Origin of the sequence: Pseudomonas sp. GM21, assembly GCF_000282215.1 — a bacterium.
Classification (GTDB): Bacteria; Pseudomonadota; Gammaproteobacteria; order Pseudomonadales; family Pseudomonadaceae; genus Aquipseudomonas.
This window is the reverse complement of the sequence record NZ_AKJS01000014.1, coordinates 1-13,038: the sequence shown is the minus strand read 5'-3', so window position 1 is coordinate 13,038 and position 13,038 is coordinate 1. Positions and strand designations below refer to the sequence as shown.

The 13,038-nt window shown below is 59.1% G+C and carries 9 protein-coding genes; all 9 read left to right on the top strand.

Features of this window, described 5'->3' with window-relative positions; all coding sequences use genetic code 11:
* Positions 1-69: 69 nt before the first annotated feature.
* The 9 genes from PMI22_RS25720 (at position 70) to PMI22_RS25760 (ending at position 12,997) form a co-directional block, all read left to right on the top strand.
* Positions 70-666 carry a cytochrome c3 family protein gene (locus PMI22_RS25720; protein WP_007943094.1) on the top strand — a complete coding sequence of 199 codons (597 nt, stop codon included), beginning with the start codon at positions 70-72 and terminating at the stop codon, positions 664-666.
* A gap of 212 nt (positions 667-878) precedes the next feature.
* A complete protein-coding gene (locus PMI22_RS25725; RefSeq protein ID WP_007943093.1) occupies positions 879-1,619 on the top strand; it encodes a flagellar basal body rod protein FlgF in 741 nt (246 codons plus the stop codon).
* A gap of 45 nt (positions 1,620-1,664) precedes the next feature.
* On the top strand, positions 1,665-2,450 hold the full coding sequence (gene flgG, locus PMI22_RS25730; protein ID WP_007943092.1) for a flagellar basal-body rod protein FlgG: 786 nt from the start codon (positions 1,665-1,667) through the stop codon (positions 2,448-2,450).
* A 52-nt stretch (positions 2,451-2,502) separates the two neighbouring features.
* Positions 2,503-3,198, top strand: a complete 696-nt coding sequence (gene flgH / locus PMI22_RS25735; RefSeq protein WP_007943091.1) for a flagellar basal body L-ring protein FlgH — start codon at positions 2,503-2,505, stop codon at positions 3,196-3,198.
* A gap of 27 nt (positions 3,199-3,225) precedes the next feature.
* Positions 3,226-4,314, top strand: a complete 1,089-nt coding sequence (locus tag PMI22_RS25740) for a flagellar basal body P-ring protein FlgI (RefSeq protein WP_033048738.1) — start codon at positions 3,226-3,228, stop codon at positions 4,312-4,314.
* Positions 4,315-4,325: 11 nt separating this feature from the next.
* Positions 4,326-5,621, top strand: coding sequence for a flagellar assembly peptidoglycan hydrolase FlgJ (gene flgJ / locus PMI22_RS25745; protein WP_007943089.1), 1,296 nt, complete (start codon positions 4,326-4,328; stop codon positions 5,619-5,621).
* A gap of 23 nt (positions 5,622-5,644) precedes the next feature.
* Complete coding sequence (flgK, locus tag PMI22_RS25750) at positions 5,645-7,702, top strand: flagellar hook-associated protein FlgK (RefSeq protein ID WP_007943088.1); 2,058 nt, start codon at positions 5,645-5,647, stop codon at positions 7,700-7,702.
* A gap of 13 nt (positions 7,703-7,715) precedes the next feature.
* On the top strand, positions 7,716-9,287 hold the full coding sequence (locus PMI22_RS25755; protein WP_007943087.1) for a flagellar hook-associated protein 3: 1,572 nt from the start codon (positions 7,716-7,718) through the stop codon (positions 9,285-9,287).
* Positions 9,288-9,400: 113 nt separating this feature from the next.
* Positions 9,401-12,997: a glycosyltransferase gene (locus PMI22_RS25760; RefSeq protein WP_007943086.1), complete on the top strand. Its 3,597-nt coding sequence runs from the start codon at positions 9,401-9,403 to the stop codon at positions 12,995-12,997.
* The last annotated feature ends 41 nt before the right edge of the window (positions 12,998-13,038 follow it).

Below are 13,038 nucleotides of genomic sequence, written 5' to 3'. Positions count from 1 at the left end.
AACTTCAAGAACATTGACCAGGTGCTGCAAGACGAAATCAACGGCCAGCAGAAACCTTAAGGAGAGGCCATGAAATCCTTGCGTGCGCTGCTCAAAGACTATTGGGGCATTCTGCGTCGTCCCAGCGTGCATTACAGCCTGGGCTTTCTGACGCTCGGCGGGTTCATCGCCGGGGTGATTTTCTGGGGTGGTTTCAACACTGCGCTGGAAGCCACCAATACCGAGAAGTTCTGCATTTCCTGCCATGAAATGCGCGACAACGTGTTTGTCGAGTTGCAGGACACCATTCACTACACCAATCGTTCTGGCGTACGCGCCACCTGTCCGGACTGTCACGTTCCGCATGAGTGGACGCACAAGATTGCCCGCAAGATGCAGGCGTCCAAAGAAGTGTGGGGAAAGGTGTTCGGAACGATCGATACCCGGGAAAAATTTCTCGGTATGCGGCGTGAACTGGCCGAGCACGAGTGGGGGCGGCTCAAGGCAAACGACTCCCGAGAATGCCGCAATTGCCATAACTTTGAATTCATGGACTTTACTCGCCAGGGCAAACGCGCCGCCAATATGCACTCCACGGCACTGGCCAGCGGTCAGGCGACCTGTATCGACTGTCATAAGGGCATCGCCCACAAGTTGCCTGACATGAGCGGGGTCAAAGGCTGGTAGCGGATCCGGCACGCTCTTCCACCCTGTTGCCGTCAAGCGGCATAACCGCGCCGGTTTTTCGACTTTGACGCATTCCGTCATTCCTCTGCGATTACCCTCAAGTCCAGTGTTTAAAGGGCTTTAAACCTCTGCGCGCAAGTTGGTCTGCAAATTGCTTGACGCTCAGCAGTACAGCGGTGGGCGGCAAACGTCCGGCATGCAGAGGAAAGAGTGTGGACAAGTACCTTTATGTGGCAATGACCGGCGCCAGCCAGAATGCACTGGCGCAGAAGGCTCATGCCAACAACCTGGCAAACATCTCCACCAACGGTTTTCAAAAGGACCTGGAACAGGCCCGTTCGATGCCGGTATTTGGTGACAGCTTTCCGGCGCGTGCGTTTGCCATGACCGAGCGCCCGGCCACCGACTTCTCCCCTGGTTCGCTGGTTGAAACCGGTCGCGACCTCGATGTCGCCGTGCAAGGCAACGGCTGGATCGCCGTGCAGAACCCGGCGGGTCAAGAAACCTACGTGCGCACCGGCAGCCTGAACGTGGACGCCCTGGGCGTGCTGCGTGCCGGCAACGGTATGCCGGTCATGGGCAATGGCGGACCCATCGCCGTGCCGCCCGAGCAGCAAATCGAAGTGGGTGAGGACGGCACCATCAGCATCCGTGCGATGGGCGAAGGCCCGCGCGTGATGGCTGAAGTCGACCGCATCAAGCTGGTCAACCCTGACCTGAAGAATATGACCAAAGGCCTGGATGGTTCGATCCACACCAAGGACGGAAAGCCGGCACAAGCCGACTCCGGCGTCAAACTGGTGTCCGGGTTCCTGGAGTCGAGCAACGTCAACGCCGTGGAAGAAATGACCTCGGTGCTGGCGCTGGCCAAGCAATTCGAGCTGCACATCAAGATGATGAACACCGCCAAAGACGATGACCAGGCCATGGCTCGGGTCTTGCAGATCAGCTAATTACCAGAACGTCGCGCCGTAAAACAGGCGCACGAGGAGAATCGAATGCTTCCGGCTCTATGGGTTGCCAAAACAGGTCTGTCCGCCCAGGACACTAACCTGACCACCATTTCCAACAACCTGGCCAACGTGTCGACCACGGGTTTCAAACGTGATCGTGCCGAGTTTCAGGATTTGCTCTATCAGATCAAGCGCCAGCCGGGCGCCCAGTCGACCCAGGACAGCGAACTGCCGTCGGGTCTGCAAGTGGGTACCGGTGTGCGCATTGTCGGCACCCAGAAAAACTTCACCGCCGGCAGCCTGCAAACCACCGAGCAGCCGCTTGACCTGGCGGTCGACGGTCGCGGTTTCTTCCAGATTCTGCAGCCGGACGGCACCACGTCTTACACCCGTGACGGTACGTTCCACCTAGACTCCAACGGTCAGGTCGTCAACGCCAGTGGCTTCGCTCTGGAACCAGCCATCGTTATTCCCAACGACGCCCAGACCTTCACGGTCGGTCGCGACGGCACTGTGTCCATCACCGTTCCGGGCAACCCGGCCAGCCAGGTGATCGGCAACCTGCAGACTGCTGACTTCATCAACCCGGCCGGTCTGCAAGCCGTGGGTAACAACCTGTTCCTGGAAACCGCTGCCAGCGGCGCACCGCAAGTCGGTACACCGGGCCTGAACGGCTTCGGCACCACGCTGCAGAACACCCTGGAAACCTCCAACGTCAGCACCGTTGAAGAGATGGTCAACATGATCACCACTCAGCGCGCTTACGAGATGAACTCCAAGGTGATCTCCACCGCCGACCAGATGCTCTCGTTCGTAACGCAGAATCTGTAATCAAGTCTATGAGGCGGCCCTTAGGTCGCCTGCAACACCGTGAGGTAGGGTCATGAATCGCTTTGTATCTGTTCTGGCACTGAGTGGGGCTGTTGTGCTCGCGGGCTGCGTCCCCACGACGCCCAAGCCCAATGACCCTTATTACGCGCCGGTGTTGCCGCGCACGCCGTTGCCGGCTGCCGCGAACAATGGCTCGATTTATCAGGCCGGTTTTGAACAGAACCTGTACACCGACCGCAAGGCGTTCCGGGTGGGTGACATCATCACCATTACCCTGAACGAGAAGACCCAGGCCAGCAAAAACGCCAACTCGCAAATTGACAAGAACAGCAAGGCCAGCATCGGCCTGTCCTCGCTATTTGGCACCACCCCCAGCACCAACAATCCGTTCGGCAGTGGTGACCTGAGCCTGGACGCCGCCTATGAAGGCGACCGCGCGACTAAAGGCGACAGCAAGGCGGCCCAGGGCAATACCCTCGTTGGCTCGATCACCGTTACCGTCGCGGATGTATTGCCCAACGGCATTATCGCGGTCCGTGGCGAGAAGTGGATGACCCTCAACACCGGCGATGAGCTGGTGCGGATTGCCGGGCTGGTGCGCGCCGATGACATCTCCACCGACAACACTGTTCCGTCGACCCGTATCGCCGATGCACGCATCACCTACTCGGGCACCGGCGCGTTTGCCGATGCGAGTCAGCCAGGCTGGTTCGACCGTTTCTTCCTCAGCCCGCTGTTCCCTTTCTAGGTGGCCAGTTTGAATCTTAAACACCTCATGGTGGCCGCCTTGATGCTGACTGCCGCGTTCAACGCGCAGGCCGAGCGGCTGAAGGATATCGCCAGTATTTCTGGCGTGCGCTCCAACCAATTGATCGGCTACGGCCTGGTGGTCGGGCTTAACGGTACCGGTGACCAGACGACGCAGACGCCTTTCACCCTGCAGACCTTCAACAACATGCTCTCGCAGTTCGGCATCAAGGTGCCGCCGAACTCGGGTAACGTTCAGTTGAAGAACGTTGCAGCGGTATCGATCAGTGCGGAACTGCCGGCGTTTGCCAAGCCGGGGCAGCAGGTCGATATCACCGTCTCCTCCATCGGTAACTCCAAGAGCCTGCGCGGCGGCACCTTGTTGCTGACGCCGCTCAAAGGTATCGACGGCAACGTCTACGCTGTCGCTCAGGGCAACCTGGTGGTGGGCGGTTTTGATGCCGAAGGGCGTGACGGTTCGAAGATTACCGTCAACGTTCCGTCGGCGGGTCGTATCCCGGGTGGTGCTTCCGTCGAACGTTCAGTGCCGAGTGGTTTCAACCAGGGTAATAGCCTGACGCTGAACCTCAACCGGTCGGACTTCACCACCGCCAAGCGCATCGTCGACAAGATCAACAACCTGCTGGGTCCGGGCGTTGCCCAGGCCATCGACGGTGGTTCGATTCGCGTCAGCGCACCGCTTGATCCAAGCCAGCGCGTCGACTACCTGTCGATCCTGGAAAACCTTGAAGTCGATCCGGGTCAGGCGGTGGCGAAAGTCATCATCAACTCGCGCACCGGCACCATCGTGATCGGCCAGAACGTCAAGGTTTCGCCAGCCGCCGTGACTCACGGCAGCCTGACCGTGACCATCACCGAAGACCCGATTGTCAGCCAGCCTGGCGCTTTTTCCAACGGTCAGACCGCCGTGGTGCCGCGCTCGCGGGTTAACGCGGAGCAGGAAGCCAAGCCTATGTTCAAGTTCGGCCCGGGCACCACCCTCGACGAAATCGTCCGTGCGGTGAACCAGGTCGGCGCGGCGCCGGGTGACTTGATGGCGATCCTCGAAGCATTGAAACAGGCTGGCGCATTGCAAGCCGACCTGATCGTGATCTAAGGGCGGCCGTCATGGATATGCGCAAGAGCGGTCTGGTCAGCAGCAGCGACTCCGGTTCCTATTCGGACTTGAATCGCTTGAACCAACTCAAGGTGGGCGACAAGGACAGTGACGGCAACATGCGCAAGGTGGCGCAGGAGTTCGAATCGCTGTTCCTCGGGGAAATGCTCAAGTCCATGCGTTCGGCCACCGAAGCGCTGGGCCAGGACAACCCGCTCAACACCCCGGCGGCCAAGCAATACCAGGAAATGTACGACCAGCAGTTGGCCGTCTCCATGTCTCGCGAAGGCGGTGGTATTGGTCTGGCGGACGTGTTGATGCGCCAGATGTCGAAGAACAAACCGCTGGCGCCGGGTGAGGCTGCGGCCCTGTCTGCCGCCAAGCAGGAAGCGGCGAAAGCGGCGGTGTCGACGCCGATCGCGGCAGGCACCGTGGCCACCGAGGGTCCGCTGTCACGGCTCAATGGTCAGCGTCCATTGTGGGCATCGCGTTCGGTGAAAGCGCCGACCGGCGAAGCCTCACATCGCAATGACATGGAGCTGATCAATCAGCGTCGCCTGGCCTTGCCGCCGAAACTGGCGGATCGCTTGCTTGCCGGCCTGGTGCCTTCGGCCACGACCGCAGCGACCGTCAACAAACCCTTGTTGCCTGGGCGAGACGCCGCGACACCGGCGCTCGCGACCGGTGCCGGCCCGCTGTTCAATGGGGATTGGCTGGCCTCGCAAACAGACACCCGGTCGAGTGGACGCCTGCAAATTTACGGCCGTGCCATGGCGCAGATTCCCCTGGCGCCGCCGAAGAAAGCCTTCAGTTCCGCCGACGAATTCGTCAACACCATGCTGCCGATGGCCAAGGAAGCGGCCGAGCGCATTGGCGTCGATCCGCGTTACCTGGTGGCCCAGGCTGCCCTGGAAACCGGTTGGGGTAAATCGGTCATGCGTGCCCAGGATGGCAGCAGTAGCCACAACCTGTTCGGCATCAAGGCCGGCAGCAGCTGGAAGGGCGATTCGGCGCGGGCCATCACCAGCGAATTCAGGAATGGCGAGATGGTCAAGGAGACGGCCGAGTTCCGTTCCTATGACTCCTACAAAGACAGCTTCCATGACCTGGTGACTTTGCTGCAAACCAATAATCGCTATCAAGATGTCGTGAAGTCTGCCGATAAACCAGAACAGTTTGTACGCGAGTTGCAGAAAGCCGGGTATGCAACCGACCCGGATTACGCAAGCAAGATCTCGCAGATAGCCAAGCAGATGACGAGTTACCAAAACTACGCTGCGGCGGGCGCTTCCACTACGCCTTTATAGGCACAAGGCATAAGGTCTGAACCATGAGTTTGCTCAATATCGGGATGTCGGGTCTGTCGGCAAGCCAATCCTCGTTGATGACTACCGGCAATAACATTGCAAACGCCGACACCGCCGGTTATTCACGCCAGCAAACCGTGCAGGGCACCAAAGCCTCCAATCAGTTCGGTAACGTCTATATCGGTACCGGCACGACCCTGGCCGATGTGCGTCGCGTCTACAACAGCTACCTTGATGCGCAATTGCAGACCACCACTTCGCTCAACAGCGATGCAGCCGCATACGCCGGGCAGATCAGCCCGCTCGACGCCTTGCTGTCGGACAACAGTACCGGCATTGACGGCGCCCTGACCAAATTCTTCGCTTCGGTGCAGAACGTCAACGCCAAGCCGGGTGACGATGCGTCCCGTCAACTGCTGCTCAGCGATGCTCAGGCCTTGAGCAACCGGTTCAACTCAGTGTCCGCCCAGTTGACCGCGCAAAACGCGAGCATCAACGGCAACCTGGCGAACATGGCCGAACAGGTCAACAACCTGGCCGCCACCGTGGCGAATTTGAACCAGAAAATCTCCGAGGTTTCCAAGGCCGGCGGCATGCCGAACGACCTGCTGGACGCTCGCAACGAGACCGTGCGCCAGCTCTCCACCTTCACGGGTGCACAGGTTATCGAGCGCGACGGCAACCTTGATGTGTACCTGGGCAGCGGCCAGCCGCTGGTCATGGGCGGTACTGCCAGCACCCTGCAAGTGGTGCCGAGCCTGGCCGATCCATCGCGCATGGGTATTCAGCTAAATCGTGGTTCGAGCATTGTCGACATCACCTCGGTGATGACCGGTGGCGAGATCGGCGGTCTTCTGCGCTATCGCAGTACCGTACTGGATCCGGCCATGAACGAACTGGGCCGAGTGGCCCTGGTCGTCGCCGATCAGATGAACAATCTTCAGGCCCAAGGCATCGACAAGAACGGAGCGTTCGGTTCGAACCTGTTCAATAGCATCAACAGTGCCGCACAGATGGCCAACCGCAGTGTCGCCACCGTCGGCAACAGCGCAGGTTCCGGCAACTTCGATGTGAGCATCGAAGACAGCGGCAAGCTGACCATCAACGATTACAAAGTCACCTTCATCAGTGGCACCAACTACACCGTGCAGCGTCTGCCGGAAGGTACGTCCATGGGCGCTTTCAGCACCCTGACCACGCCGCCGATGATTGATGGTTTCTCGTTGAAGCTCAGCGGTGGTACGGCCGCCGCCGGTGACACCTTCAAGATCACGCCGACCCGCAACGCGGCGACGAACATCAAAACCGAGATGACCGACTCCAATCGTCTGGCTATCGCGGCTCCGTTGAGCGCGGCGATCGCGCCGGGCGGCAGCGGCACCTTGAGCATCTCGTCCAGCGGCCAGCCAACCCTGACCACGCAATTCGATATCTCCGATCCGGCAACCACCCAGGCCATGCAGAACGGTCTGATGAACTCGACACCGGTCAAAGTCGTGTTCGGGGCTTCTGGTGGTGCGACCCAGACTTATCAGATGCTTGATGCCCAGGGTACCGTCCTCAGCAGCGGCAACATTGTACCGAACCAGAACAATACGCTGAGCCTGAGTATTCCACTGGTTGATGCCAGTGGTGCGGCGATCATGGATCCGGGTCCACCGTCCGTACAGCGTACAGCAGCATTTGACATGACCATTGCCGGCTCGCCGGGCACGGGATCAGCGATCAATATCTCGTTCGCTCAAGCGGGTAGCCTGGACAATCGTAACGGTACGTCGCTGGCCGGATTGCAGACCAAACAGACCGTGGACACCGGCTCTGCCAGCAAAGGTGTTTCGCTGAGCGACGCTTACGGAAAACTGGTCGAAGGCGTTGGCTCCAAAGCGGCTCAGGGCAAACTGGATAGCGCGGCGACTGAAGCAATCCTGGCCAGCGCCAAGGGCGCCCGCGACTCGCTGTCGGGTGTAGATCTCGATGAAGAATCCGGCAACCTGGTCAAATATCAGCAGTACTACACCGCCTCTTCGCAGATCATCAAAGCTGCGCAAGAAATTTTCAGCACGCTGATCAACAGTCTTTAAGGAGTCGTAGCCCATGCGCATTTCTACCAGCCAGTTTTACGAGTCCTCGGCTGCGAATTATCAAAAGAACTTCGCCAACGCGGTGAAGAGTAGCCAGGAGGCCAGCAGCCTGGTTCGCATCAACACCGCTGCCGATGATCCGGTCGGCGCCTCGCGTCTGCTGCAACTGGGTCAGCAAGCTTCGATGCTGGATCAATACAACGCCAATACCAACACTCTCAAGGCGACTCTGGGTCAGACCGAGTCGGTGATGACCAGCATCAACAATGTGCTGCAGCGCGCCAAGGAACTGGCTATTGGCGCCGGTAACGGTACTTTTACCGACGCCGACCGTCAGGCCAATGCTGAGGAGCTGGGCCAGATCGAAGAGCAACTACTGAGCCTGATGAACTCCAAGGATGAAAACGGTACGTACATTTTCGCCGGTTCCAAGGGGGACACCGTCCCGTTCACGCGCAATTCCGACGGCACCTACAGCTACAACGGTGACCAGGTGACCCTTGACCTGCCGGTCGGCGATACCATGTCGATGGCCACTAACAGCACTGGCTGGGACGTATTCCAGCAGGCGATCAATACCAGCCGTAGCCAGGTCATCATGACCGCGCCGGCCGTAGATGATGGTCGCGTGACACTGTCCAACGGTCAGGTATCGTCGAACGTTACCTACGACAGCAAGTTTCGCAGCGGCGAGCCATATACCGTGACGTTCGTCAGCGGTACTCAGCTTAAAATCACTGACTCGAGCGGTACCGATGTCACCACCGAAGCCACTAAGAGTGGCGTTTTCGATCCGAACAGCGCTGTGGGGCAAGCCGTCAATTTTCGCGGTGTTGAGCTGAACCTGAACATCAACCTGCAGCCCGGTGATAACGCCGCTGCCTTGTTGCCTGGCCACAGCTTCACGCTCGCCTCCACGCCCGATACGTTTACGGCGACCCGTAGCGCGGGCAATCCGTCGGCTGCGCAGATTACGTCCGCCAGTATCAGTAACTCGGCGAATTACCACGCCAGCTTCCCGTCCGGATCGGCCATTCTGAAATTCACCAGTGCCACCGCCTTTGAGCTGTACGCGGCACCGTTGACCTCCACCAGCAGGCCGGTGTCCACCGGGAACATCGCAGGCAGCGTTGCCACCGCATCGGGTGTGAGTTTCACCTTGACCACCCCACCTGGTCCGTCTGCCAACGATCAGTTCAGTATTTCCGTCAATACTCACCAAACCCAGAACATTCTGGATACCGTGAGCCAGTTGAAGAGCGCGTTGAACGCACCAACCAATGGCAACCCGACCCTGATGCAGCAGCAACAAGCGTCCATTACCGCAGGCATCGCCAACCTCGCCAGTGGCAATGATCGGTTGTCCAGCGCTCTGAGTTCGGTGGGTGGGCGTGGCGCGGCTCTGGATACTCAAGCCCAGATCAACCAGAGTCTGAGCATGGCCAACACCCAGACCCAATCGTCGATCCGCGATTCCGATCCGGCAGCCGTGATGACACGTCTGACGTTGCAACAAACCATGTTGCAGGCCTCACAACTGGCGTTCAGCAAAATCACTCAGCTGGGCCTGTTCAACAAGATCTGAAGGCGCTGGGCGCGAAAGCGCCCAGCTGTCAGTCGCCAATACCAAAAGCCTTTTTTCAGCGGTTTCCGGGGCTCATCCGGCTGGGTGAGCATCGAACGCTTGAGTGTCCCGCCGTGAATCCAGTCTCGTTAGTCAGCCTCGTCATTCCCGCGTTCAACCCACGTTTTTTCGCCCGGGCTTTGCACAGTGCCCTGGTCCAGCAATACGCCAACCTTGAAATTATTGTGTGCGACGACAGTCGCGGTGATGAGATCCGGCAGGTTGTCGAGTCGCTGACGGGTGATACAGCGCTGCGCGTGCGTTATGTACGTAACCCGCAAACGCTGGGTTTTGTCGGCAACCTGCTGGCGTGCCTGGATGAGGCCAAAGGCGAATACATCAAGTTTCTCTGTGATGACGATCAGCTGACGCCTGCGTGCATCGAGCGCCAGGCGCAGGTGCTGGTCGAGAATGCGGACATCAATCTGGTACTGGCTCAGCGCATCTTCTGGGATGCCGACGACCACCCGTTGCCGTCGCGTCTGGAGAACATCAGGCTGTTGCCTCATTGCGGGATATTCAAGGGCGATGACCTGCTGTCGATTTTCGAGAGTTTTCCGGTCAACTTCCTGGGTGGCTTCAGTAGCGCCCTGTTTCGCCGCAAGGATGTGCAGGAGCTGTTGCCAGCCTTGACTCAGCCCGGCCATTGCTTTGTTGCGTCACTTGATTTGGCTTTGTACATCTGCCTGATGCGTCGGGGCAACATGGCGCAGCTCAACTACGTGTTGAGTCTCGAACGTCTGTATCCGGAGCGTTTGAGTCGTCAGCAACCGATGAAAGAGGCGGCGCTGCGGGAAAAGCACTGGCTGGTGCAAATGCTCAAGATTCGCGGTGGTGAGGATGCACCCGCGTCGGGTTGGGTTCGTTGCCTGCCATTGAGCCGTGCCAGCGAGGCACCACGTGTCTGGGATGAGCTGCCCATTAGTCGATCCCTGGGCACAGTCCGGGCCTACCAGGAATATCGGGTGGGCATCGCCAGCGAGAGTTTTTCCCAGCTTTACGCTCAATGGCTGGAAAGTCGCACGCTCAGCGACACTCAGCGACGTCTCTTGCCGGAAACCGTGGCCGGTTGGTCGCAGCATCCGAAAATCGTCCCGATCATCATTGATGACCAGGCCAGCCGTATCGGCCTGGATCTGACTCTTCAGAGCCTTGTCGGACAGCTCTATGCGCCGGACCTGATCCTGGTGTTGTCCAGCGCCTGTGCCGAAGCGAACCTCGATGAGCGGGTATTCAGCGTTCCGCTGCAGGACGACTGGTGTGGACAGCTCAATGCGTTGCTCGCACAACTCGACGGCGTTGACTGGTTCCATGTGCTGCGTGCCGGTGATCGTCTGGTAGAGCCGGCACTGTTGCTGCTGGCCGAGCGTATTGCTACGTCGCCAAGTGCGTTATGTATCTACGGCGATGAAGGCGGATTGATCGACGGTGAGTCGGCAGATCCGGTCTTCAAACCTGACTTCAATCTGGACTTGATGCGCAGTTATCCCTACGTCGGGCGATCCTTGGCGTTCCAGCGCGAGCGCTTCCTGGCGGCGGGCGGCTTCAATACGAGCTACGGCGAACTGGCGCCTCACGATGTGCTGTGGCGCTTGGTCGAAAATGACGGCATCAAAGTCATCGAACATATTGCCGAGGTGATGCTGGAGTCGACGCTCAGCCTCGCGCAGTGGCTGGCTCTGCCGCAAGTCATTGAGCTCAACCCGCAGATGGTGGGCGCGCATCTTCAGAGATTGGGCGTTGCCCATGAGATTCGCCAAGGCAGTTACACGTTGCTCAATCGTGTCGAATACCTGCACGCATCACGGCCGTTGGTGTCGATCATCATTGTCTGCCAAGACCAGTTGGCCGCCGTGCAGCGTTGTGTTGAAACGCTCCTCGAGAAAACCGTTTACAGTGAATACGAATTGCTGTTGATCGACAATGGCAGCGAATCACCGCAGACCCTCGAGTGGCTGAACGGCATGGCGCAGCTGGGAAGTGACCGGTTGCGGGTCAAAGCGTTTGCACAGCAAGGTAATGTTGCAGCAACGCGCAACTTCGCAGCGCAGCAGGCCATTGGTGAATACTTGCTGATGCTCGATCCCTACGCAGTGATTACCAGTGGAGACTGGCTGGATGAGTTGCTCAATCATGCGCAGCGTCCGGAAGTCGGCGTGGTCGGGGCCAAGCTGTTCAACCCTGACGGCTGCGTGTTGCATGCCGGTCTGATCCTTGGTCTGCATGGGCCGGCAAACTCGCCGTTTTTTGGTGACCCGCTGAATGCGGCGGGCTATATGCACCGCTTGCAGGTGGTTCAAGACATGAGCGCGATCGGTGCCGAGTGCCTGATGGTGCGCAAAGCGCTGTTCGAGAGTCTGGGGGGGTTCCAGGCGCAGGATTTTGCCTTGACCCTCAGTGAGGTGGACCTGTGTCTGCGGGTCCGTCAAAGCGGCTATCTGGTGGTGTGGACACCGTATGCCCAACTGGCCCTTGGGGCGCCGGCTGCGGCCGAATTGGATGCGGCCGAGCTGGCGGTTCGAAATCAGGAGCAGGAAACGTTTTACCGACGCTGGCTGCCCATCGTTGCCCGCGATCCGGCCTACAACCCTAACCTGATGCTGAATACGCTGGGGGGTTCCAGTTTCAGTCTGGAACCGGGCTTACGCACCGGGTGGAGCCCGTTCTCCACCCGGCAAGTGCCCAAGGTCCTGGCGCTGCCAGTCAACAACACGGCGGTCGGGCATTATCGGGCGATCCAGCCGCTGATTGAACTGGAGAACGCTGGCCGGGCCAGCGGGCGGATTTATTACGAGTTGCCGTCGATTGTTGAGTTCGAGCGCGAGTCCCCTGATGTCATCATTTTGCAGGGGCGCTACAGCGAAGATACGATCAACGAAATCGTCGCCTTAAAGCCCTACACTAATGCCCGAATGATTTTCGAGCTGGATGACTATGTCATCCAGGCGCCGAAGAAGAACCTGCACGTTCGCAATATGCCGGACCCTGTTGAAATGGAGCGCCTGGTTCGTCGCGCCATTGGCCTGTGTGATCGGGTGGTGGTATCGACGCAGCCGCTGGCCGATGCGTTGTCGTCCATGCATCACGACATTCGGGTCGTGCCGAATATGCTTGCCACTCACCTGTGGAGTGACCTGCGCAGTCAGCGTCGTACCTCGAAAAAGCCACGGGTTGGCTGGGGTGGCGGCACCAGCCACTCAGGTGACCTCGCGATTATCACTGATGTGGTTCGTGAGCTGGCCAACGAGGTGGATTGGGTGTTCTTTGGCATGTGCCCCGAAGAGTTGCTCCCTTACGTACATGAGTTCCATGGGGTGATCGACCTGAGCATCTACCCGGCGAAGCTGGCCAGTCTGAACCTGGACCTGGCGTTGGCGCCGCTGGAGTTCCATATCTTCAACGACTGCAAGAGTAACTTGCGTTTGCTGGAATACGGCGCGTGCGGCTACCCGGTGGTCTGTACCGATACCGAGGCCTATCGAGGTTATCTGCCTTGCACACGGGTGGCCAGTAACTCTACCAATGAGTGGTTGCAAGCCATCCGCATGCACCTGGCAGATCCGGATGCCAGCTACCGCATGGGCGACGAATTGCGCGAGGCGGTACTGCGTGACTTCATGCTGCGCGGTGACAACGTTCGTTATTGGGAGCATGGCTGGCTGGCCGATTGATCCATCCCTGATGCAGTCGCTGCCCAACGGTAGCGGCTGGC